This window comes from Sphingobacterium corticis, from assembly GCF_042684745.1.
In the GTDB taxonomy this organism is placed as follows: Bacteria; Bacteroidota; Bacteroidia; order Sphingobacteriales; family Sphingobacteriaceae; genus Sphingobacterium; species Sphingobacterium corticis.
In genome coordinates this window covers 44830-67787 of record NZ_JBHUMA010000003.1, presented here as the reverse complement: position 1 = coordinate 67787, position 22958 = coordinate 44830, and the positions used below count along the sequence as shown (strand labels likewise).

At 41.6% G+C, this 22958-nt stretch carries 18 protein-coding genes; 6 read left to right on the top strand and 12 right to left on the bottom strand.

Annotated features, from left to right (window positions below):
- Nucleotides 1–4: 4 nt before the first annotated feature.
- The 3 genes from ACFSQ3_RS00370 to ACFSQ3_RS00360 all read right to left on the bottom strand — a co-directional run bounded on the left by ACFSQ3_RS00370 (nucleotide 5) and on the right by ACFSQ3_RS00360 (nucleotide 3400).
- Nucleotides 5–793 carry a hypothetical protein gene (locus ACFSQ3_RS00370; protein ID WP_380866517.1) on the bottom strand — a complete coding sequence of 263 codons (789 nt, stop codon included), beginning with the start codon at nucleotides 791–793 and terminating at the stop codon, nucleotides 5–7.
- Between the two features lie 20 nt (nucleotides 794–813).
- Complete coding sequence (locus ACFSQ3_RS00365; RefSeq protein WP_380866515.1) at nucleotides 814–2934, bottom strand: S9 family peptidase; 2121 nt, start codon at nucleotides 2932–2934, stop codon at nucleotides 814–816.
- Nucleotides 2935–3061: 127 nt separating this feature from the next.
- Entirely contained in the window at nucleotides 3062–3400 is a 339-nt protein-coding gene (locus ACFSQ3_RS00360) for a DUF3276 family protein (protein ID WP_380866513.1), read from the bottom strand.
- A gap of 272 nt (nucleotides 3401–3672) precedes the next feature.
- On the opposite strand from ACFSQ3_RS00360, the gene ACFSQ3_RS00355 reads away from it, so the two are divergent.
- The 3 genes from ACFSQ3_RS00355 to ACFSQ3_RS00345 are packed head-to-tail and all read left to right on the top strand — an operon-like array spanning nucleotide 3673 to nucleotide 6332.
- Nucleotides 3673–4536, top strand: a complete 864-nt coding sequence (locus tag ACFSQ3_RS00355) for a LiaF transmembrane domain-containing protein (protein ID WP_380866512.1) — start codon at nucleotides 3673–3675, stop codon at nucleotides 4534–4536.
- A 7-nt stretch (nucleotides 4537–4543) separates the two neighbouring features.
- On the top strand, nucleotides 4544–5587 hold the full coding sequence (locus ACFSQ3_RS00350; protein WP_380866510.1) for a sensor histidine kinase: 1044 nt from the start codon (nucleotides 4544–4546) through the stop codon (nucleotides 5585–5587).
- The gene (locus ACFSQ3_RS00345) at nucleotides 5580–6332 is read left to right on the top strand and encodes a LytR/AlgR family response regulator transcription factor (protein ID WP_380866508.1); all 753 of its coding nucleotides are present in this window, start codon (nucleotides 5580–5582) and stop codon (nucleotides 6330–6332) included. Before ACFSQ3_RS00350 ends, ACFSQ3_RS00345 begins: the two co-directional genes overlap by 8 nt.
- A 98-nt stretch (nucleotides 6333–6430) precedes the next feature.
- Here the strand turns inward: ACFSQ3_RS00345 and ACFSQ3_RS00340 are convergent, their stop codons facing one another.
- The 6 genes from ACFSQ3_RS00340 to ACFSQ3_RS00315 all read right to left on the bottom strand — a co-directional run bounded on the left by ACFSQ3_RS00340 (nucleotide 6431) and on the right by ACFSQ3_RS00315 (nucleotide 15017).
- Nucleotides 6431–6925: a glutathione peroxidase gene (locus ACFSQ3_RS00340; protein WP_380866506.1), complete on the bottom strand. Its 495-nt coding sequence runs from the start codon at nucleotides 6923–6925 to the stop codon at nucleotides 6431–6433.
- Between the two features lie 269 nt (nucleotides 6926–7194).
- Nucleotides 7195–9096, bottom strand: coding sequence for a RecQ family ATP-dependent DNA helicase (locus ACFSQ3_RS00335; RefSeq protein ID WP_380866504.1), 1902 nt, complete (start codon nucleotides 9094–9096; stop codon nucleotides 7195–7197).
- Nucleotides 9097–11163 carry a ComEC/Rec2 family competence protein gene (locus ACFSQ3_RS00330; RefSeq protein ID WP_380866503.1) on the bottom strand — a complete coding sequence of 689 codons (2067 nt, stop codon included), beginning with the start codon at nucleotides 11161–11163 and terminating at the stop codon, nucleotides 9097–9099.
- A complete protein-coding gene (locus ACFSQ3_RS00325) occupies nucleotides 11157–13211 on the bottom strand; it encodes a ComEA family DNA-binding protein (RefSeq protein ID WP_380866501.1) in 2055 nt (684 codons plus the stop codon). The genes ACFSQ3_RS00330 and ACFSQ3_RS00325 overlap by 7 nt, the downstream gene beginning before the upstream one ends.
- On the bottom strand, nucleotides 13198–13974 hold the full coding sequence (locus ACFSQ3_RS00320) for a hypothetical protein (protein ID WP_380866499.1): 777 nt from the start codon (nucleotides 13972–13974) through the stop codon (nucleotides 13198–13200). Before ACFSQ3_RS00320 ends, ACFSQ3_RS00325 begins: the two co-directional genes overlap by 14 nt.
- 65 nt (nucleotides 13975–14039) lie before the next feature.
- Nucleotides 14040–15017 (bottom strand): 2-hydroxyacid dehydrogenase, encoded by a 978-nt coding sequence (locus tag ACFSQ3_RS00315; protein WP_380866498.1) that lies wholly within the window; start codon nucleotides 15015–15017, stop codon nucleotides 14040–14042.
- Between the two features lie 108 nt (nucleotides 15018–15125).
- Here ACFSQ3_RS00315 and ACFSQ3_RS00310 point away from each other — a divergent pair, with 108 nt between their 5' ends.
- Nucleotides 15126–16388, top strand: a complete 1263-nt coding sequence (locus tag ACFSQ3_RS00310; protein ID WP_380866496.1) for a DUF819 family protein — start codon at nucleotides 15126–15128, stop codon at nucleotides 16386–16388.
- Here ACFSQ3_RS00310 and thrC read toward each other — a convergent pair.
- Genes thrC through thrA form a run of 3 tightly spaced genes read right to left on the bottom strand, consistent with a single transcriptional unit; the run spans nucleotide 16385 to nucleotide 21216 of the window.
- The gene (thrC, locus tag ACFSQ3_RS00305; protein ID WP_380866494.1) at nucleotides 16385–17692 is read right to left on the bottom strand and encodes a threonine synthase; all 1308 of its coding nucleotides are present in this window, start codon (nucleotides 17690–17692) and stop codon (nucleotides 16385–16387) included. The genes ACFSQ3_RS00310 and thrC overlap by 4 nt on opposite strands.
- Before the next feature lie 48 nt (nucleotides 17693–17740).
- Complete coding sequence (locus ACFSQ3_RS00300) at nucleotides 17741–18736, bottom strand: homoserine kinase (protein WP_380866493.1); 996 nt, start codon at nucleotides 18734–18736, stop codon at nucleotides 17741–17743.
- Nucleotides 18737–18768: 32 nt separating this feature from the next.
- Complete coding sequence (thrA, locus tag ACFSQ3_RS00295) at nucleotides 18769–21216, bottom strand: bifunctional aspartate kinase/homoserine dehydrogenase I (RefSeq protein WP_380866491.1); 2448 nt, start codon at nucleotides 21214–21216, stop codon at nucleotides 18769–18771.
- Between the two features lie 424 nt (nucleotides 21217–21640).
- Between thrA and ACFSQ3_RS00290 the strand changes: the two genes are divergently transcribed.
- Nucleotides 21641–22222 carry a C40 family peptidase gene (locus tag ACFSQ3_RS00290; protein ID WP_380866489.1) on the top strand — a complete coding sequence of 194 codons (582 nt, stop codon included), beginning with the start codon at nucleotides 21641–21643 and terminating at the stop codon, nucleotides 22220–22222.
- A gap of 108 nt (nucleotides 22223–22330) precedes the next feature.
- Complete coding sequence (locus ACFSQ3_RS00285; protein ID WP_380866488.1) at nucleotides 22331–22849, top strand: phosphoribosyltransferase family protein; 519 nt, start codon at nucleotides 22331–22333, stop codon at nucleotides 22847–22849.
- The last annotated feature ends 109 nt before the right edge of the window (nucleotides 22850–22958 follow it).

The following is a 22958-nucleotide window of genomic DNA, read 5'->3' as shown; positions in this document are numbered from 1 at the left end:
AAACCTAAATTATATTGTCCAACAGGGACGGATCATCACTACCTGCGTAGTTCTTCATCATATCTACGTAAACCACCGACATTACGATACTTACCATGGGAATCATCACAAAGGAATTGATAACACTGAATATCTTTGCTACCAATACATAGCCAAAATATTCCGCACTTACCATCAGTAAATGAGTGAATGCTACTGCTAGCACAATCAATGCCAAACGAATTACATTTCCGCGCGTTAATGCTAAACTAAACTTGTAGGCACGAAAAGTACTGGCTTTTTGTTCGATGATGAAAAATGGATAAAAGATAGTTCTCAACACCACTGTTAACATCACCAAACCTGTTAAAATCGGATGAATCTCATTACGTACCGTATCGATTCCCAATCCTAAATACAAAAGCGGAAAACATAATACATACATCAGCAGATAAACAATTCCCGCTAAGATGGAGTAAATAATTAGCCCAATAATGTATTGCGAAAATTGCCAAAATGTGGGAAGATACCGCAGCAAACCGATCGAAGGTTCTTCTTTCACAATGTGAACCGCACGTTTAAGCAACACCAATTGCAAGCTGAAGTACAAAAATACAAACAGCAACAGCATCGAAACTTTGAACAAGTCCGAGTACTCCACAAAATAAATAGACAAAATGGTGGACGAATTCGACACCAAAAAAAGCAGTAAACACAGCCCGGCAATAGAAATGTAATGTTTACTTAGAATGCCTATGCTTCGCGTAAAAACTTCATTGGCTCGGAACGTACTTTCCTTTAAAAATTCTATCATTGCTTAAAATACGCTACAACTTACTTCAACGCTTCCGGAACGGGCTTTTCTAGTAAATATTCGTAATAGAAACGCACACGCTCTTTAAAATCATACCCAGATTTACGACGCTCGAAACCGTGCCTGCTACCTGGATAAATCATAAATTCAAATGGTACGTCACGATCCGTCAATGCATCTACCAATTGAATGGAGTTTTGTAAATGCACATTATCGTCCAAATCGCCATGCAACAAACGAAGTCCACCTTTGTATTGACCGACATGTGTTAATACCGATCCCGATTTGTATCCTTCCGGATTATCTTGCGGCGTATCCATCCAACGTTCTGTGTAATGTGAATCGTACAATTCCCAGCTTGTAACTGGAGCTCCCGCGATACCGTAATCGAAGTTATCGGCACCTTTTGTCATGGCCATTGCAACCACATATCCACCATAGCTGTGTCCAGTGATTAACAACTTATTTTTAGCCACGTAAGGTTTAGCTTTCAGCCATTGTGCGATTGCCCCGTAGTCGACCATTTCCCAGTGACCCAAATTCCGGTGCATCAAAGAAACACCTTCTTTACCAAAATGTCCGGAAGCTCGGTGATCACATTCGATCTGAATAATGCCTTCGTTTGCCCAATACTGTTTTGCTGTGCCTTTCCACGTATTGCGAACGCTACCAGCATCCGGGCCACCATAAACACTCATAATCACTGGATAGGTTTTGCTCTCGTCGAAATCCCTTGGATAAGTTATAATTACAGGTAAATCGTATTTTCCGTCTGCGGAAGGAATCGTAAAGTATTCCGTTTTGCCGACGTTATATTGGTCAAAATCTACTGATTTACTGTCCTCCAATTCACGAACGATCTTTCGATTCACATCTACCAAAGCAACTTTAGTCGGTGTTTTCACGTTCGAATATTCCGTGATGAAATGCTTTCCGTTCGGAGAAACTTGTACACGATGCGTATAATCGCCGAAGGTTAAGCGTTTGAATTTTTTACCGTTAAAATCTACACGATACAAATCCGACGTCGCAGAATTCTCTTTCCGTGCATTAAAATAAAATACTTTATTTTTTTCGTCGATATGGGCAATCGAACTGACTTGCCATTTCCCCGACGTCATTGGATTAACCAATTTACCGTCCAATGTGTATAGGTAATAGTGCGCCCAACCAGTTTTGTCGGACTTTAATATATAATGTTTGTTATCGGCTAGATACGTAATACGCTCATCGTGATCTAGGTTGATCCACGTAGGTTGTGTTTCGTCGTAGGTGGCGACTTTTGCACCATCGATTGGATTAACCTGATAAAACTTCAAATTCGTTTGGTCACGATTCATCCATTGTACCATGATGGATTTACTGTCGAAACTCCAATAAGGTTGTCCGAAATATTGATCGTCTTTCTCATTGAAATCTGCCCAAACAACCGAAGATCCTTCTACTTGCACAAAACCTACTTTTACTTCCGGATTTTTGTCACCCGCTTTGGGATAGCGTGTTTTTTCAACGTAGCCATGTTGACCAGGCGAAGCGTAAATCGGAAACATCGGCACTTCCGAATCGTCGAAACGCATAAATGCCAAGCGTTTGCTATCTGGCGACCACCAAAATGCTTTGTAATTCGTAGAACGACCTAAAATTTCCTCGTAATAAACCCAAGATGACCAACCGTTGTAAATGACATCTGTTCCGTCGTTTGTATAGCGGATTTCCTTTCCTGAAGCCACTTCCACCGCATACAAATCATTATCGCGCGTAAATGCGACGTATTTTCCATCCGGCGAAAGCGTCGGATTTTTTTCTTCTTTATCTGGCGATTGCGTTAATTGTTTAGACTGACCGTCTACAAACGTGATGACTACATCTTTGTCCTTTACCGCAACCTGAGTAGACTGATCTGCAGGGTAACTATAAGCGCTCTCGACTCCCGTTTTTGCGTTCACTTTCGAAAGGCCATTTTTATCATTCACGATATAGTGATCGGCATCTGCCCAGCCTTTATATTGTCGAATTGTTTTTGTCAACGAAGGTTCCTGACCCCAAGACTGCGCAAAATTTAACGTTTTGGTTTGTGCATTAGCTCCACCGATCGCTATAAAACATAGCGCTAGCGTAGCAAAAGATGACCACTTATACATATTGAAATTTTAAGTTATGGTACGAAAATAGAAAAAATTAATGCGCTAATGATAGCATTCGACAAATATCTACACAAAAAAAGCCACACCGGCTAGGCGTGGCTAATATCTTTTAGGGAAAGATCACTTAGAAAGAGAAGTTTTCTTTAGCTCCATATGTTCCGGTACGCTCAAAAGTTTCCTCTTCTTGCGGACCTTCATATCTTTTTTCTACTACCTCTTGGTTGTTTTTGATATAACTTACGACATCTTGCAAACCTTCAGCGAATTTTTCAAAGTCCTCTTTGTAAAGGAAGATTTTATGTTTGATGAATTGTCCGTCCTCGAAACGTTTTTTACTTTCTGTAATCGTCACGTAGTAATCGTTTGATCGAGTAGCTTTGACATCAAAAAAATAAGTGCGTTTTCCCGCTCTCACCTTCTTTGAAAATACCTCTTCGCGCTCTTTGTTTTCAAAATCTCCCATTAGATTAGTAAATAAATTAAGTTTATCCTTTATTTTATGCTATAAATATATAATAAATAAAATGATACTCCCAAACTTGGCTCTAAAAAAACCAAATAATTTTTTACATATTCGCGATATTAAAAAGGTACTATAGTTTACTTCTGCAGATTATTTTACCGAGTAATTGCGCGCATTCGCCGAAAAAATAACCTATGATGCCTAGTTGCACTCGTGTAGCGTCTTATTTCACACTAGTTTTGAAGCATCAAAGGAATTAAAAACACCACGTCATGAGCACAAAAAAGATGAATAACGACAACCGTCCGCCAAAAACGAATAACACCACAAATTTCGCTGGTGCGTTCATTATATTTTTTGGTTTAGCACTACTATTCAAAAACATGAATATGGACGTTTTTCCGAATTGGTTGTTCGGATGGGAAATGATACTGATTGTCATTGGTTTGGTAATCGGTGTAAATTCCAAATTTCAGAAGAAATCTTCTGTGGTATTAATCGCTATCGGTTCGATTTTCTTGCTAAAAGATATCATCGGTGTGTCGTTCGGAAAATTTATTATCCCGGCAGTGGTTATTGCGGTAGGTGTCTATTTGATCAAGCGCAACCGTGTAGCTCCACAACCGCCACAAGGTCCTAAAGATCCGGAAGATGAGTTCGATTGGGATAAGCGCGTCGATCATTTCTATACCGTGGACAACGATTACCCAACCGAAAACACGGAAAGCCACAAACCTGTAAATGCTTCGGCATCTACAGGTTTCAAGGGTTCTTATGGAAACTTCGCTCCGCATCATGAAAGCTACTTGAAGGTGGACACGATTTTCAGTGATACGAAAAAAGCGTTGTTAACAACGAATTTTTTGGGCGGCACGATTACGAGTGTTTTCGGAAGCACAAAGATCAATTTCCTACAAGCGGATATCAAACAGCCCGTTGTGTTGGATACCTTTCAACTATTCGGCAGCACCAAAATTATTATTCCAGCGCATTGGCAAGTATCCAGCGATGTCGCATCGGTTTTTGGCGAATTGGACGATCGCCGTCCGATGATGGATATCACGACAGATAAAAACAAAAAAATATACATAACAGGAACTTCTATTTTTGGTGGGTTAACCATCAAAAACAGCTAATCGTTTTATGCAAAACACGCAATATCCTAAATCGAAAAAATGGCTCATCCACACCTCGTCGTGGATTATTTGCATTTTGTATTTCCTGCTGGTGTACGGACTACTGTGGTGGGTAAAAATTCCTTTTGAAACTATTTTATATGATGGCGTCATCAGTGCGCTCGTGATTACCGGAACATCATACCTTATTTACACATCGTTACAATTTTATTTACCTAAAAATAAACAGTTTTGGAAGCTCTTCAGCTTCGCAATTATATTCAGTGCGTTAAGCGTTTTCTGTACGCGCTTTCTTCTTTTACAATTTTTCTCGCCGGAGCAAGTCGTTTATCTCACGTTCAGTATGCCGTTTCGCTTCGTCATCAACTTTTTGGTCATTACATGTATTATGATCATCAACATTTTTTGGAACATTCAGGAAGAATACGAAGAAAATAAAGAACGTAAAGAACAATCGGAACGCATGGTGCGCGACGCGGAACTGTACAATTTACGGCAGCAGTTGCAGCCACATTTTTTGTTTAATAGTTTGAATTCGATTATCGCATTGATTGGCAGCAAGCCAGCTGAAGCGCGGAATATGACTTTTCAACTTTCGGATTTCCTCCGCGGAACGTTGCGTAAGGACGAGAAACAATTTATTCTCTTGGAAGATGAATTGAAACATTTGCGGCTGTATCTAGATATTGAGAAAGTACGTTTTGGCCATCGCCTCAAAACAAGTTTTGATTATGAGGAAGAGCTGCTGCAAGCGAAAGTACCGGTTATGATTATCCAACCGATTTTAGAGAATGCCATTAAGTTTGGTTTGTATAATGTGACGGGCGACGTGATGATTACCTTGGACGTGGAGAAAGAGGACAATATGTTGGTTATTATCATCACGAACCCATTTGATGTTGACCAATTTGAGAATAAACGTGGCACCGGATTCGGGCTTTCCAGCATACAGCGCCGTTTGTACCTCCTTTTTGGGCGCACCGATCTATTGACTACAAGCACAGAAAATAATATCTTTATATCTACTTTACATATTCCTCAATATGATTAAAACTATCCTAATCGACGACGAACCTTTAGCTAGAAGCATTTTAGTAGAATACCTGCAATCACATCCGGAGTTCGATATTGTTGCAGAATGTAACGACGGATTTGAAGGGGTGAAAGCTATTCAACAGCACCGTCCTGATCTAATATTCTTGGATATCCAAATGCCAAAATTAACCGGATTCGAAATGTTGGAATTGTTGGACGAACATCCGCAAATCATTTTCACGACGGCTTTTGACGAATTTGCTATTAAAGCCTTTGAAAAAAATGCGATTGATTATTTATTGAAACCGATCAGTCCGGATCGTTTCAACAAAAGCATGGAAAAATTCAAAGCCAATTTCACGCCGAGTAATTCAGGTGGTACTTCATCGCAAAACACCAAAGAGAAGATTCAGGAATCGATGGAAGAGCAGAGTTTGGAACGCATTGTTGTGAAAAACGGTTCGCAAATCAAGATTATTCCCGTACATCAAATCAAATACTTGGAAGCTTACGATGATTATGTAAAAATACATACGACAGATGGTATGTATTTGAAAAATAAAACTATGAGTTCTTTTGAAAAACAACTTGATTCAAAGCAATTTGTGCGCATTCACCGATCATTTATCATCAAGGTTGATCAGCTTGCGAAAATGGAACCGATGGAAAAAGATAGCTACATCGCGATTTTGCATTCCGGCGATAAAGTGAATATCAGCAAATCGGGATACGCCAGATTGAAACAGGTGATTGGTTTGTAGAGATCGTCACAGAAAAAAATAAATAACTAAGAAAGGTCAGGATTATTCCAAATCACTGACCTTTTTATGCTTTCGTGTTGGTATCACGCAACGAAGTTCTATCTTTTATTACTTCCTAACAGAAGTTTAATATCGTCTTCGAATGATTGTGGTTTTGTATTTGGCGCATATCTTTTGAACGGTTTTCCATTTCTATCCACCAAGAATTTAGTAAAATTCCATTTAATACGACTACCTAGGAATCCACCTAATTGGCTTTTCAAATACTTAAAAACTTCATTGGTATTTTTGCCATTAACATCCGACTTTGCCATGAGTTGAAACGTAACACCATGATTTACTCGGCAAGCCTCCTCCACCGTATCATTCGTTTCGGGTTCTTGTCCCAAGAATTGATCACAAGGAAATCCTAAAACAACCAAACCCTGCTTCCCATATCGTTGATGCAACGCTTCTAAGCCATCGAACTGCGGTGCAAGTCCGCATTTGGTAGCTGTATTTACAATAAGTATTGCTTTACCTTCGAAATCACGCATTGAAACCCGACTCCCCTGCGGCGTCGAAGCAGATAAGTTATAGAACGGACTATCCATGACTTTTGAATATATTTTATGCTTAGCAAATTAGTAAAAAGAAATGAAGCTAGAGCGGGTGTTTGAAATCCGCAGCCTTTGCGGATCAAATTGACGAGCTTGGGAGGAGTAACGGGATTGAGTTGTGAGGTTGTGATTACAAAATTTCGAGATTACTTCACCGCTCGTTCCTCGGGTTCGTAATGACGCATTTATCAACCTGATGAATTGACGGAATAGTGCTCACTAGTCGACATAAAAGAATAACTTTACTCAAACGTAAACACTTCCTAAAACCCAACATTCCAGTAATAAAGATTGTCTTTCAGCAATATTTGCTCATCATCAAGTAGTTCACGAAAAACTTCCAATTTCGCTTTTTCTGAACCCATGGTTAAGCCGTCGATTAATGCATGCAACGTGAGCGGTTGCGCAAGCAATAATTCTCGAATCTGCTGTTTTATTTTTTTGGAAACATCGCCTCGATGGGCACGCATCAAACATAGATCACAAACTCCGCAATGTTGCGCATTTTTTTCACCGAAATAATGGAGTAACTGCGTACTCCGACAATCTTTAGCATCTAGATAGCGATAAATCGCTTCGGTTTGACTTTCCTTTACTTCTCGACGTTCCCGAATAAACTTCGTATCAATATGCAGGTTTTTGCGATCAATGCGCGCACGAAGAAACTGCAATTGTGGCTCGTCGGTCTTAGCAACGTAGGTAAGTAGTTCCATCTGCTGCATAGCTTTTAACATCGTGACAATCTCTTGATAAGGAACCATCAACGCTTTCGCCAATTCGTATTCATTTATCGGAACGAATAAATCGAATACGCCGCCATAGCTCCGAAGTAAACGTTTAATCAATGGATCGTATTTGGCAGATTGTACTTGAAACTTGTACAATTCCTGATAATCTACATCAAAATTTATGCGCGATGGAATAAAAACCGCTTCCGATAAGCTCAGCCATCCATCGCGTTCCAAAAACTTTAGCGCACTTAAGGTTGGCAAAATAGCCAGTTTGTATCGTTTTGTAAATTCTACTATATCAAACGAAAAAACAACGTCTAATCCCGCGCCGTAAGCAATTTGAAAGAAATTGCACAAATGGTGATAAACTTCCTGAATAAAGGCCGGTTTCGGAAATGCTGCTTCCAAATTCTCCCACAATCGATCGCGATCCTCCTGATTGTATAGCAACACTGGAAACGCCTTCTTGCCATCTCGACCTCCGCGACCAGCTTCCTGATAATACGCTTCCAGCGAATCCGGTATATCTAGATGAATCACAAAACGCACATCCGCTTTATCGATGCCCATTCCAAATGCATTTGTCGCCACGATTACACGCGTGGCGCCGGTCGACCAGCGCTTTTGCCGATCATTTCGCATCTCCATATCCAAGCCAGCATGATAAAACTCCGCAGAAACGCCGTGGTTGACTAAATAGCGCGAAACTTCCTGCGTTTCGCGTCGATTTCTTACATAAACAACACCACTTCCGCCCGTTTTTTGAATAATGCGCAACATACGTCCCATTTTATCTTCCTCCGGAATCGCCATGTAAGCAAGATTTTCGCGACGAAAACTTTTGCTGAGTACGTTTTGCTTAGCAAAACCAAGCTTATCTTGTATATCCGTAATTACGCGCGAAGTTGCTGTAGCGGTTAACGCTAAAAATGGTGTTTTTGGATGCAATTCGCGTAAGCGACTGAGGTTCAGATAAGGCGGACGAAAATCATATCCCCACTCCGAAATACAATGCGCCTCATCGATAGCAAACAAATTGATATTCATGTGCTTCAGGCGTTCCCAAACAATATCCGAATAAAGACGTTCCGGCGCGAGATACAAAAACTTGATATGCCCGAAGATGCAATTATCCAACGTAATATCCACTTCGCGTTTACTCATACCGGAATAAATCGCGACCGCCTGAATATTTTGCTGGCGCAGACGCTCGACCTGATCTTTCATCAGCGCAATCAACGGAGATATCACAATGCAAATTCCTTCCTGCATCATCGCAGGAACTTGAAAACAAATGGACTTTCCACCGCCTGTGGGCATCAGCGCCAGCGTATCCTGTCCCGTTAAAACAGATTGAACAATCTCTTCCTGAAGCGGGCGAAATTGATCGTATCCCCAATATTGTTTCAGTATGGAAAGGCTCGTCGGATTCATTTAGTTTGTCTTCCAAACATAAGCATAATTATCTTTCAAGGTATAATACTTTGCTCCTTGAGCGGTCAAATACGTTTCATTTTCGACAATTCGAGTATCACTACTGCTTCCATCCAAAATATAAAAGGAGGAATCGCGAAGCACTTGTTCGCTTAAAGCTCGATTGTTTCGAATCAGGATCAAGTCGGATTCCACATTTGGCAGAACACGTTCTGTATTCCAAATCGAAATACGTTTCTTACCCATTTTCAATAAGATGTTTTCTTTAGCAGGTAATGGCTGAAAGCGAATGGATTTCGCTCCGCGATAATGCTTCAAGTTCGCCATCACTTGATATTGTATTGTGGAATGGTTAAGAGAATCGAAGGTACTAAACAGCGTAACCTCATCACGATCAAACCAAGCGATCGCAAGCTGATGTCGAGTTTGATAGATATGGATTCCTCGATAATTCTGCTTTTGGATGTATTGCCAGGAAAAGCTGCTTCCCACGATAAAAAGTAAAATTGTACCGATAAATAGCATCATTTTCCGACGATAATTAAATGCAATAAACAAAGTGATTAGCGCGCTGAAAAGTAAAACAAGTTGAATACCGTCGATGTGAACACCTTGCGTGATAGCCCCTGGGAGATTGCTAATCCAACGCAGGACGCCAACCATATTTGTTACCGCAACGCGTTCGATTTCGCCAAACAGCTGCGAAACAAAATCAATCGGAATCAGCATTAATCCTACGCCTGCGTACATGATTAATGTGGCTGGAAGGCTTACCAATAAATTTGCCAACAGGAAATAATTGGGGAATTGGCCGAAATAAAACAGCGTTAATGGTGTAGTGATCATTTGAGCAGCGATTGAGATGTAGCAATAATCTACCAACGTTTTCCACCATCGCGACCGCGGTAAATACAACGCCCGCAACATGGGAAATATGACAAAAATGCCGATCATCGCTAGGTAAGACAGTTGAAATCCGACGTCGAACAAGCTCTTCGGGTTGAAGAATAGCAACAACAAGGCAGAAACAAATAAAGCATTCAAACTCCACGTTTGCCTGCCAATCCATTGCGCCAAAAGCATACAGCTAATCATGATGCCCGATCGCATAATTGGCGGTGCCATTCCCGTTAGTATCACATAGCTCCAAATTAGAAGCAGTGTTAATGCGAAACGCGTATTTTTGCCTTGTCGATAGTGATCAATTGGCTTTAATAAAAAGGAAAGCATGATGAAAACCATGCTCACATGCATACCTGAAACGCTTAAAACATGAATTGTTCCGGTATCTACAAAAGCGTTATACACCTCGGGATTCATTTCAGCGCGATAACCAAAAACCAAAGCGCTCGCCACGGAAAACGCGTCGTGATCGGGAATACTGCGTTTAAATTTTTTTACCAAATGTCGTTTTGCCATCAGAACATAGCTGTACCAATCTTTTTGTGATTTGATGATTCGCAGTTGATCAGAAGGCAGTCGTTGCTGATGATAAATTCCTCGGTTCGCTAGAAAAGCTTTATAATCAAATTCATGCGGATTTTTGGGCGATGGAGCCGCGTTCAGTGATCCAGAAAATTGAATAATATCTCCATATTGCGTTGTCAAATTTACGCTGCCGGTATCCGGATAGACCGTGAGCATAACCTTTCCAGAAACAGCAATAAACTTTCCTAAGGAATCTAATGCTCCCCTTAACTCCACAGGAAAACGGCAAGATGTCATTTTGCAGATCGGCTCATCTGTGATACGACCTATCCATTGTTCGCCTGCGCTATTTCCAACAAAATGCGATTTGCTCTCTGGCATCGATCGACCAAATTGTATGACTGCCAAAGCGAACCAAATGAGATATAAAACGATCTCCATCCATCTTCTTAAGAATTTGAAAATAGCCGTTAGGAAAAGAACAATGAATAATACCGCAGCGATGATCCAACAATAATGTAACAACGTTGGCGTCCAAGTTATCGCGCGTGCCAATACGATGCCGATTATAAAAACTAAAAGCATTTTCACGAACGGCATTTGCTTCGTGCTGAGGTAGATGATCGGGGTGTTTACCATCGGAATCGCACTTGAAGAACGAGATCACTCCGTTTGTTTCCATTGATTTTGTCGAGTTGACTACCAATATTTTCTTCTTTTGGAAAATAGGTGATTGCATATCGCGCCCAAAAATCAACATGTCGATTAGCGCGCCACCGCAAATTGCTGTAAGCCCGCCATCCTTGATTGTAAAAGACTGGAAAAGAAGCTGCGTATAACACATTTTGCTCATACGCGTAAATGCGCGATTGAAACGAGTCGGTATTAAAGTAAGCTAAACGTCCATTTCCAGATAATTTTTGTCGCGAACTCGTCCAAATCAAATCCTGAAAAAACATATAACCAAAATCACGTGAAGTAAACTCTTTGAAATAATAGCTCATTTCTCCGCGTGAACGAATCGCCCACCGATTATTGAGCTTATACTGAAAATCGATTCGACCTTGATTTCGAATGGCATTACCTAGAAGATATTCATTTCGGCCTTCTAAAATCGTATTTTCTTGACGCAACCGATGTCTAAAACGGAAAGTAAGCCGCCCTTTCTTGTACCAAATGTAGGATAGCTGTGAGAGGAAATCCATTCCTTTTGTTGGCGCATTTGCGCGGAATCGCAACCATGGAAAGCGAAACACATCAAGGTAGTTGACGAACTCGATTTTTCGATCCAACTGATACATCAATCCTGTATACAATCCAGATTCATTCCCCAAAACGGAGGATTCACCAATCGATTGCCCGAAAAAATGATGATAATCTTTTCCGTAATAGCGATGATTAATGAGCAACGTAAACTTGGGATGCAAACTCGACATAAGTCCGTTGTTGATCGCGTAACCATTGCCGATACTGTGAGCAGATTCACCATAGAAGTAGGTGTTTCGCCAATTGTGATGATAATGTACGCCGACATTTTGCATTTCCCGTCCGGTAAATGCGTAGCGATTTCTCAACTCTTCACGAGGTTGAAAGGTACGATTGAAGGAATTTGCTAAATAACTAGCGCCAATTTGCGTGCGATGTTTCTGATAAGAAATATTTCCTCCATAAACTAATTGCCCAATGGTTCGCCTGCCCGATAATTCTGCCGGAGTACGGTGGTAGCCGGAATAATTGATGCTACTAAATATCCTTTCACCTTCCGCTGTCTCACTGACGTTTCCAGACAATTTATTCAAAGAAAAAAACGGCGTAAACGTCCAATTGTCAGAAGCTATGGATGCCGAAGCTCCGCGCAGAAAATTAGATTGGATGAGCGATTTATAAGGTAACAAGCCCGCTCCTTGTCGCGCCACGCTACCAAGCCAAGCGCCTTTTCCGAAATGCAAACCATTCCACACCACCAAACCTTGCCCAAACTGCAATGCATAATCGCCAATGACCAAACGTTTAATTGGTCCAACATCCTTAAACAAGATATTGCCGGAATAGAAATCGAAACCATATTTTCTATCATGTTGAAAAAATGGCTCGCCAGCATGCTTATTCATGTTAATAGACAATAGAAATTTATCATCATGATTCATGCGAATTCGCGTGGCAATCCGATCTGCTGAGCCCAAATAGCGCGAACGATTTTCGTCGGCAATATGATAACCTTCCTGCGCTTGCAAAACGCGACCATACCGAAGGATCACTTCGTATTGACTTTCTTTTACGATTTGCTTTGGTGAAAATCCGTAACCTGTTTGGCTCTTCACCTGCACAAAACGTTGCAGCATCTTGGCGGTGTTCAAATCCATACCGTCCACCGCCTGCAATTCCAAAACAGAAACATACGCGCCGCTGAGTTCCCGATGTTGCAGAATATTTTGAATTTGTATGGGATTTAAAAACAGTAATGCAGCAAAATCTGCTTCCGTTGCTTTGTTTAGGTCAATTGGACGTGAAATAATTTCCCGCAAATTCTCCAGCACTTCACTCACATCCATATCCGATGGTAATTCCTCCATCAACTGTTCAAGCAATTGCTCTTCAAATCCTATTTCTTCAGATGTTTGTGCGAAACAAACACCAATCATCATCAACGATACGAGGAACGATATGACGATTTTAGCGCAGCGCATATCCCATGGCTACTTGTGGCGAAAAACCTAAATCACGATGAAAGGAAGATGCCAAATCGATCCGAAAGTTTCGGATCAGTACAGATGCTCCGGCATAGTGCTGCAAAGGATTGGATGATATTCCACCGAGTAAATAAAAATTTCGGACAACCTGATAACGCAATCCCGCTCGAAAATCTGGCCGTTGCAATTCCTCTTTACTAAGATCTGCGGCCAAATGTAATTGATCAGAAACGCGGTAGCCAACACCGATAACGAGTTCGCCCAATTGTTTGTAGTATGCACCCGCCGAAAAGTGCTCGCCGTGATATTGCAAACCTACATTTGCAAGAAATCGATGTTCGGAATCGTTTTCGTAATTTTCGGTTTCAAAATCTTTCCAACGCACAACTTGTCGATCAATCCCCGCTCCTACATTCCATTTTTTGAGTATAGAATATCCGTAACAAATCCCAACGGATGAGCTTGCTATGGCGCCGGAGAGCTGACTGTTCGCATACTGAATACCTGCTACACCGAAATTAGCGATTGACTTAGTTGCTACACCGGCATAAGAATAAAATGCGCTAGAAATAAAATGACTTTGAAAAGCAATTCCTGCTTGAGCCGATGACAAGCGCGCAATGCCGGCTGGATTTCTCCATACGCTATACACGCTTTCTTTCGCAGCCGCTGTGTTTCCCATACCCAGCATGGCAGGACTTTGCATCGTCTGTGCGGACGCTTGTACGATCGAAAAGAGAAACAGTAGGCACCGTAACATATCCACAATTGGCTAGTACAACTGTAAATATATTTCTTTTTAATTAAAATTTATAATTTTAAATGCTATTTGTAGATGTCTGCGTTCAGAATTTGTGGCATTTTATCTCCAGAAATGACCGCGATCAAGTTTTTAGAAGCCATTTCCACCATCGCTGTCCGAGTTTCTACGGTTGCAGAGCCGATATGAGGCAGCACACAAACGTTCGACATTTGCAACAACGGACTTTCCGCCGACATGGGCTCAGGATCCGTAACATCCAATCCGGCTCCCCAAATCTCACCATTTTGCAAAGCAGCCGTCAAATCGGCCTCATGATGAATCGACCCGCGCGCGGTATTGATGAAAATAGCGTTTGATTTCATCTTCTTAAATGCTTCCGCATTAAACTTATGAAGTGTTTCCTTAGAAAGATTGGTATGCACGGAAATGACATCGCCTTCGGCAAGCAATGTGTCGAAATCCACATATCTCGCTCCTAGCAATTGCTCAGCTTCTTCGTTTCGATTCCTGTTATGGTAGATAATCTCCATATTGTAAGCACCTTTTGCTTTCTTCGCCATTTCAATTCCAATCCGTCCAAGACCGAGAATCCCCAACGTTTTCCCATTGAGCTCCTGCCCCAATTCTTGGGTAAATCCGAATCCTTTCCATTTTCCATCTAGGATTTCGCGACCGCGAGCAAAAGCTTTGCGCGATACAGCTAACATGAGCAAGAAAGCAACATCCGCAGTCGCGCCACTAAGCACATCCGGTGTATTCGAAACTGGAATATTCAACGCCGTAGCGGTAGCAAGGTCAATGTGATCATAACCAACGCTAGCCAAAGCAATTCCCTTTAAATGTTTGTTGTCCTCCAAAAATGTTTTAGATAAACGATATTGACCAACGTTCATCAATAAATCCACTTCTTTACATTTTACGCTCAGTTCCTCATCTGTCAGACTAGATTCTCCTCGGTAAACGGAAACTTCCAAACCTGCTTCTTCTAACAATTCGACACCTTTAGAAGGGATATCTTTCGTGATCAAAACTTTTTTCATGCTCATCTTTTTAAAATTTCAGTTTGTTTTTGGAGGTTTCTTATCAATCTCGAAAGAATCCAAAGGAAATGCTTACTTTCAGAACAAATTAGCTAATTTATACCGAGCATGCAACACCAAATTTTATCGGCAACACCATTAATCACCGACCAAGCAGTCATTGTGGGCATGCTAATGATCATTCTTGGTGTAGTATTTTATACATCTGGATTACAAAATCGATTGATCAAAGGATTTTATAATATCATACCGCCTTTGTTGCTATGCTATTTCCTTCCGGGATTGTTAAACTCGGCAAACGTGTTCGATGGAGAAAGTTCGCCATTACCGGCAATCGGCAGTCGATATTTCCTTCCAACTTGCTTGATTTTATTTCTATTGAATTTGGATTTGAAAGAATTGTGGACGCTTCGCAAAAATGCCGGAATTATGTTTGTCACTGGAACAATTGGCATCATGCTCGGCGGACCCTTAGCGGTTTGGATGATCGGTACAATTTCGCCCGATACAGTCGGCGGATCGGGCTCAGACGCAGCTTGGCGCGGTTTAGGCACGTTGGCTGGCAGTTGGATTGGCGGCAGCGCAAACCAATTGGCTGTGCGCGAAATCGTTCAACCGTCAGCAAAGCTTTTTTCGGCGATTATCGCTGTTGATGTTTTTGTTGCCTACTTGTGGATGGCGCTATTACTTTATGGCGCTTCGCGCTATGAAAAAATCGATCGTTGGTTTCGTGCTGAAAGCAGTGATGTGAAATTACTGAGCGAAAAACTGGAGCAAAAAAACCGCAACAATCGGCGTTATCCAGAAGTGAAGGATTTTATCATTATGCTCAGTATAGCCTTCGGCGGAACAGGCTTAGCAACCTGGTTAGCGAAGCCGATCGCAAAATACATTCAAGAAAATCATCCAACGTTGGCCAACTTATCGTTGACCAATGAATATTTCTGGATCATTCTTTTCGCAACAATCGCCGGAATCGCATTGTCATTCACTTCCGCAAGAAAACTAGAATTTGCCGGAGCATCCAAATTAGCTAGCGTATTTCTCTATCTGCTGATTATTACCATCGGTATGCAAATGGATATCTTGGCCATCAGCGAAAACCCCGGATTATTCATCGTCGGATTTATTTGGCTCATATTTCACGCGTTGCTATTATTTGCTGTAGGACGCTACTTTAAAATTCCATTCTTCTATTTCGCACTCGGCAGCATGTCGAACGTGGGCGGCGTAGCGTCCGCATCCGTTACAGCATCTGCTTTCCATCCGTCATTGATTTCAGCTGCAGTGTTGCTTTGTGTATTTAGCTATGCTATTGGCACCTACGCTGGCTGGTTCACTGCTTTGCTTATGCAAATGGTTTCACCTTAACGGTTATCCAACAAGTACGCTTTAAACGAATCGTGATCTACATTCAAATCCGCTGCTTGTTTTTGCTTTGCGTCAAATGCTTCTGCACCTTTTGGCAGCTCCACCTGATCAAAAATTTCTGCAGGAATGGCGTCAGGGAATTTACAAGCATGCGCAGTCGACAAAAGAATGGAGGCATACTCGCCAGGATGATCCGCGCGATTTTCTTTTGCAGCTAAATAGGCAATTGCTGTATGCGGACAAGCGATGTAATGGAACTTATCGTACATTTCTTGCATGCCTTTTTTCGTTGCCTCATCGTCGTACGTGTATGTTTTGATCAGCGCGCGCAATGCGTTTAAATCCTGATCAAATAAATCTTGGATACGCACCCAATTGCTCGGGTTACCGACATCCATCGCATTAGCCAACGTTTGTACGGATGGTCGAGGTTCGTAATTTCCGGAATCTAGAAAACGCGGAACGGTATCGTTGGCGTTTGTTGCGGCCACAAAACCAGAAACAGGCAATCCCATTTTGTAGGCCAATAAACCAGCTCCGATATTTCCATAATTTCCGCTCGGCACCGTGAAAACAACTTCATGAATACCTTGAATTCTCAACTGTGCGTAAGCCCAAAAATAGTAGAACGTTTGTGGAATTAATCGGGCAATATTGATGGAGTTGGCCGATGTCAATCGCAGCTCTTTATTCAATTCCGAATCGTTAAAGGCTTGTTTCACCAAAGCTTGACAATCGTCGAAAGTGCCATCAATTTCGATCGCTCGGATATTTTGGCCGTTGGTCGTCAGCTGTTGTTCTTGTACTTTGGAAACTTTTCCTTTTGGATATAAAATCGTGACGCGCGTTCCGGCTACGCCGAGAAATCCCAATGCAACTGCACCGCCGGTATCGCCCGATGTAGCTACCAAAACATCCAGCAACTGATCTTCTTCTTGCGAAAAATAGCCCATCACGCGACTCATAAAACGCGCACCAAAATCCTTAAACGCGAAAGATGGCCCATGAAAGAGTTCCAAAACTCCCGTTTCGCGATCCAAAAACTTAACCGGAGCTTCGAAATTGATCGCTTCGTTTACGATCTTCTTTAAATCCGCTGACGGAATATCATCTTTCAAAAATGCATAAGCAATTTCGAAGGCAATATCTGGCAACGAATATTGAGCAATATTCTTGATAAACATCGGATCCAGCTTCGGAATATATTCAGGCATATACAATCCCTTATCGCTAGGCAAAGAATTGAAAACGGCATCTTTAAAATCGGTACGTAAGGTTTTATTATTGGTGCTATAAAATTTCATGGTGTTATTTGTTCGAAGATGTATAGAAATAAAGTTGAAGGCTGCTGCTTAATCCAAAATACGTGGGCCTTGTTGGTTAACATTCGAAACGTATGTATTGCAATCAATCTCCAGTTGATTTAAGTGTTCCTGAATCTTTCGTGTAATAGTCGCGGCTTGATCTTGATCGCGCGTGATCGCGACAACCGAAGGACCCGATCCGGAAATACCGAAACTTAAGGCGCCATTTTCTAATGCAATCTGTTTCATTTCTGCAAACTGCGGAATCAAAATCGAGCGAACAGGTTCAATCAACACATCTTGCATGCTCCTTCCAATCAACTCAAAATCGTTACGATACAATCCAGCAATCAATCCGGCCACATTTCCCCATTGTACGACGGCATCTTTCAGTAAAACGCGTTCCTTAATCAATTGTCGCGCATCACGCGTTGGCACATCCACATGAGGAAAAACGATTCCGGCGCACAAACCTTCTGGCACGGGAAGCGAAATAATATCCAAGGGATCGTACGAACGAATCAAGGTAATTCCGCCCATCAATGCCGGCGCGACGTTGTCCGCATGACCATGTCCGCAAGCCAATTTTTCACCAGCAATACAATAAGGCAACAATTCATCTTTGGAAAGCGGCGACCCCAACAAGGCATTTATCGCGAATACGCCCGCAACGGTACTTGCTGAACTTGATCCTAAACCGCTACCAATCGGCATATGCTTTACCAATTCGATTTCCACACCAAATTCCTCCGTCAAACCTAAATCCGACAAAATCTGTAAGGCGCAAGCGCTTACCGTATTTTGCGCTGCATCCAAAGGCAATCTTCCGTCATCGCCTTTGATGGAGACGATTCTGACGCCCGGCTGTGCCACGCGTCGCATCGTCACTTCATCGCCCGGTGCTTCCACCGCAAACCCCAGAATGTCGAATCCACAAATCATGTTTGCAACGGTCGCCGGCGCAAAAACGCGCACCTGCTGTAATACTTTATCTAGATCAATACGTTTGTCTAAATCGGCTGAGATTTGATTGCTTTCGCTCATATCGTTGTTTTGAATTTTCTTTTTATCAAATGTTATGCACCTACGTTCACTAAATCGGCAAATACACCGGCCGCAGTTACCTCCGCTCCCGCTCCGGGACCTTTTACCACCAATGGTCGATTTTTGTATCGTTCGGTAGTAAATGATATAATATTATCGCTTCCGGATAGCGCGTAGAATGGATGATCCGCTCCGACCATTTCCAGCGCGATGGTTACTTTGCCGTTTGCCAACTTACCGATATAGCGCAACACTTTGTTTTCCGATGTAGCTTGATCTCTTAACGCATTGAAATAATCATTCGATTTTTTCAACTCTTCATAAAAATCATCTACGGATGATGCTGCTAAACAATTTTCAGGGAGAATATTTCCTAAATCCACATCTTCCGGTTCAATTATATGTCCGGCATCCCGCGCCAAAATCAACATCTTACGCATAAAATCGACGCCACCTAAATCATCACGCGGATCGGGTTCTGTATATCCCAAATCTTGTGCTTCTTTTACCACATCGTAGAAGGAAACGCCATCCACGAAATTGTTGAAGATATAGGAAATGGTTCCCGACAAAATCGCTTCAATTTGAAGTAATCGGTCGCCGCTCATCATCAAATCTTTCAGCACACGTACGATCGGTAATCCAGCTCCAACATTCGTTTCATAATAAAAGTCGACGCCATATTTTCTGGCAGTATCACGCAATAGCTTATAATTCGCGTAACTGCCGGAATTTGCAATCTTATTGCAGGTAACGACAGAAATATTCGATTCAAACGCTTCTACATAATAAGTTGCTGGCAACGCACTCGCGGTATTGTCGATGAACACGCAATTCGGCAAGTTCATAGCTTTCATTCTTTCTACAAAACGCGACAAATCGGCTGGCTCCCCAGCGTCTGCCAACTGTGATTCCCAAGCATTTAGATTGATACCATCCACATCGAAAAACATTTGCCGTGAATTGGCGATGCCGACCACTTTAATATCAATATCATTGTTTTCCAACAAGAAATCGTGCTGATTTAGAATCTGATTGTAAAGCGTTTTACCAATATTGCCTGTGCCTAAACTAAAAACATGCAACGTCTTATTTAGCGCAGCGAAAAAAGCATCATGAACCGCATTGAGCGCTTTTTTCAAATCTTCTTTATCCAAAATTACGGAGATATTCAATTCGGAAGATCCTTGAGCAATAGCACGTACATTGATACCATTTCGAGCCAATGCATGAAACAACTTTCCGGACATTCCCGGAGTTCGTTTCATATTTTCACCGACGATCGCCAAAACGGACAGACCTTCTTCCGCTTCCGGAAACACCAATTGTCCGGCACCAATTTCCAACTCAAATTCCTGATGAATCAGCTGCTGTGCTTTGTGCGCATCCTGCGGACTGAGTGCAAATGTGATACTATGTTCGGAAGAAGACTGCGTGATCAAAACCACATTGATACGCTCTCGCGCCAATAAATTAAATAATCGACCGCTGAATCCGGTTTTACCGATCATTCCGCTTCCGATCATGTTAATAATAGCGATGTCGGCGATCGATGAAATACCTTTTATTGGAAAAGCAGATTTTGCAGCTTCAAACTGAATTATCGTGCCCGGAAAATCGGGCGCAAACGTGTTACGAATCACAATAGGAATTCGCTTGCTGAACGCTGGGAGCATGGTTGGTGGGTAAATCACTTTCGCACCGAAATAAGACAGCTCCATTGCTTCCGTGTATGTAAGCGATGGCAAAGGAAAAGCTTTAGAAACCATGCGCGGATCAGCAGTCAACATACCATCCACGTCTGTCCATATTTCAATACTATCTGCATTCAGCGCAGCGCCAAAGATAGCTGCTGTATAATCCGAACCACCGCGTCCCAGAGTGGTTAATCGACCGCTTTCATTAGCACCAATAAATCCCGTAACCACGAATAGTTGCTCAGCTTGCGTTTGGTAAAGCGCCTGAATCAGTGAATCAGTCAATTCTTGATTGACTTCTGCTTGTCCGAAATTATCATCGGTTTTCACGTAGAGCGAAGCATCAATAAAAGAAGTTTGCGAGATATGAAGTTCTAAAATCTTGGAAAGCATATACGCCGAGCAACGTTCCCCATACGATGTAACCAAATCTTTGCTTTGCGCACTAAGTTCTTGTAGAACACTTATTCCTTGAAGCAAAGCCTCTATTTCGTTAAACAACAGTTTCAGTTTGGTTAAAACCGGATTTTGCGATTTTACAGGGATTAATTGTTTGACGACCTCAAAGTGGCGGCGTTCCAACTCGAGCATCGCATCCTCAAAGGTGTTTCCATTCGCAGCATCCTCCGCCATTTTCTGCAAAATATTTGTCACTCCAGACATCGCCGACACTACCACCAATGGCTTTTCGCCGGCTTGATGCGATCGTTTAACAATCTCTAAAACGAAACGAATACTTTGAACCGATCCTACGGATGTACCCCCAAACTTTAAAACTTTCATAGTTGTTGCTCGATTAATAAAATAAAAAAAGCCTTCCCCGATTCGGAGGAAGGCTTTCGTATAATTTAAGCGATCAGACTGCTATCATACAAGAACTTCCTCCGAGAACCTAATCCCGGTGGTAATAATTGTAATGATGGAAATCGATAGCTGCATTTTCAAATGTTATTATGACAACAAATAAAAACTATTATTTTCATATTCCCAAATAATCATTCGTTTTTTTATAAAAATATCTATGCGTGACGAATCCATCATTGTGCCGAAAAATAAAAATGAGGAAAATACGTGTTTATGCAAAATATTACAAAATAGGGATAATCCGCTTGCAAGTCGCGTATCTATACGTTACATTTGTGTTAAATACATGGCGAATGGTGGTTAACACCAAGTACATTTACCCATTAAGCGAAAACGCGATTTAATGAAAACAAAGAAACTAGTAGCAGCAATGCTTTTCATAGGCTTATGTCTAGTGTCGCAGGCACAAACGAATCAGACGAAATCTTCTGATCCTGATAATTTAGCCAAAGAATATTTCTCCCAAATTATGGGTGTTGCCAAAGATGCAACGACAAACACAAAACTTTACCAGTTTGTATATGAGTGGTTAGGAACTCCCTACCGATTAGGAGGTGACTCCAAACACGGTATCGATTGCTCCAAATTTTCTTTAGCTGTTTACGAAAATGTATTTAATACAACCATCGGTTATAACAGTCGCAATCAGTATGCCAATGTTACTCCGATAGAAAAAGAAGATTTAAAAGCAGGTGATTTGGTGTTCTTCAAAATCCGTAGCAAAAGCATTACGCACGTAGGTGTCTACTTAGGCGATGATCGATTTGCTCACGCATCGTCCAGCAAGGGCGTGATGGTAAGCAACCTGAGCGAAGCATATTGGCGTCGATATTACTACAATGGTGGACGTCCTAAAGTAGATCATGAACGCGTGATGATGGCAAACATCGGCAATGATGATGACAATAACTCCAATTTAAATTAAGCGTTCTAACGTTTAGTTTCTCGATATTTAAAGTCTGAATGTATAGCACATTCAGACTTTTTATTTTGAAAGATTTGCTACTTTTACATCATACAATAAAATGTCATTATGTCCGCTAAAAAGACCCTTATTCTAAATAAAGAACAAATACACCAAAAGTCGAAGCGTATTGCCTATCAAATTATCGAGGACAATTTCGATGAGAAAGATATTGTTCTAGTTGGAATTGCGGAGCGTGGATACGTGTTTGCGCAGCGGTTGCAAGTAATGTTACAGGAAATTGCTCCAGATAAAAACATTATTTTGATGCGCATTACCATTGACAAACTGAAACGCCAGCTTGATGCTAGCATTGATCAAAATATCCATAATGCAGAGGAAAAAGTAGTGATCTTGGTAGATGATGTCCTGAACAGCGGACGTACTCTCGCATATGGACTTGGCTTGTTTATTAATGTTCCATTGAAGAAAATGCGTACGGCGGTACTTATTGACCGCAGCCACCACTCCTTCCCCATTTTCAGTGATTATTATGGTTTAAAGCTTTCTACAATTTTGAAAGAACATGTAGAAGTGGAGTTCGAAGAGCACGATGGTGTTGCATCCGATGCAGCCTACCTCGCTTAGATAACAACCTGAGTCCCCAAATAAAGCAAAAAAATCCGCCTCATATATGTTATGACGCGGATTTTTTATTTTACTAGTTAGATTAGGTTATACCAAAAATTACTTTCTA

Coding starts and splice junctions, on each gene's coding strand:
- ACFSQ3_RS00370 (WP_380866517.1), bottom strand. CDS start 793: ATGATAGAATTTTTAAAGGAAAGTACGTTCCGAGCCAATGAAGTTTTT.
- ACFSQ3_RS00365 (WP_380866515.1), bottom strand. CDS start 2,934: ATGTATAAGTGGTCATCTTTTGCTACGCTAGCGCTATGTTTTATAGCG.
- ACFSQ3_RS00360 (WP_380866513.1), bottom strand. CDS start 3,400: ATGGGAGATTTTGAAAACAAAGAGCGCGAAGAGGTATTTTCAAAGAAG.
- ACFSQ3_RS00355 (WP_380866512.1), top strand. CDS start 3,673: ATGAGCACAAAAAAGATGAATAACGACAACCGTCCGCCAAAAACGAAT.
- ACFSQ3_RS00350 (WP_380866510.1), top strand. CDS start 4,544: ATGCAAAACACGCAATATCCTAAATCGAAAAAATGGCTCATCCACACC.
- ACFSQ3_RS00345 (WP_380866508.1), top strand. CDS start 5,580: ATGATTAAAACTATCCTAATCGACGACGAACCTTTAGCTAGAAGCATT.
- ACFSQ3_RS00340 (WP_380866506.1), bottom strand. CDS start 6,925: ATGGATAGTCCGTTCTATAACTTATCTGCTTCGACGCCGCAGGGGAGT.
- ACFSQ3_RS00335 (WP_380866504.1), bottom strand. CDS start 9,096: ATGAATCCGACGAGCCTTTCCATACTGAAACAATATTGGGGATACGAT.
- ACFSQ3_RS00330 (WP_380866503.1), bottom strand. CDS start 11,163: ATGGTAAACACCCCGATCATCTACCTCAGCACGAAGCAAATGCCGTTC.
- ACFSQ3_RS00325 (WP_380866501.1), bottom strand. CDS start 13,211: ATGCGCTGCGCTAAAATCGTCATATCGTTCCTCGTATCGTTGATGATG.
- ACFSQ3_RS00320 (WP_380866499.1), bottom strand. CDS start 13,974: ATGTTACGGTGCCTACTGTTTCTCTTTTCGATCGTACAAGCGTCCGCA.
- ACFSQ3_RS00315 (WP_380866498.1), bottom strand. CDS start 15,017: ATGAAAAAAGTTTTGATCACGAAAGATATCCCTTCTAAAGGTGTCGAA.
- ACFSQ3_RS00310 (WP_380866496.1), top strand. CDS start 15,126: ATGCAACACCAAATTTTATCGGCAACACCATTAATCACCGACCAAGCA.
- thrC (WP_380866494.1), bottom strand. CDS start 17,692: ATGAAATTTTATAGCACCAATAATAAAACCTTACGTACCGATTTTAAA.
- ACFSQ3_RS00300 (WP_380866493.1), bottom strand. CDS start 18,736: ATGAGCGAAAGCAATCAAATCTCAGCCGATTTAGACAAACGTATTGAT.
- thrA (WP_380866491.1), bottom strand. CDS start 21,216: ATGAAAGTTTTAAAGTTTGGGGGTACATCCGTAGGATCGGTTCAAAGT.
- ACFSQ3_RS00290 (WP_380866489.1), top strand. CDS start 21,641: ATGAAAACAAAGAAACTAGTAGCAGCAATGCTTTTCATAGGCTTATGT.
- ACFSQ3_RS00285 (WP_380866488.1), top strand. CDS start 22,331: ATGTCCGCTAAAAAGACCCTTATTCTAAATAAAGAACAAATACACCAA.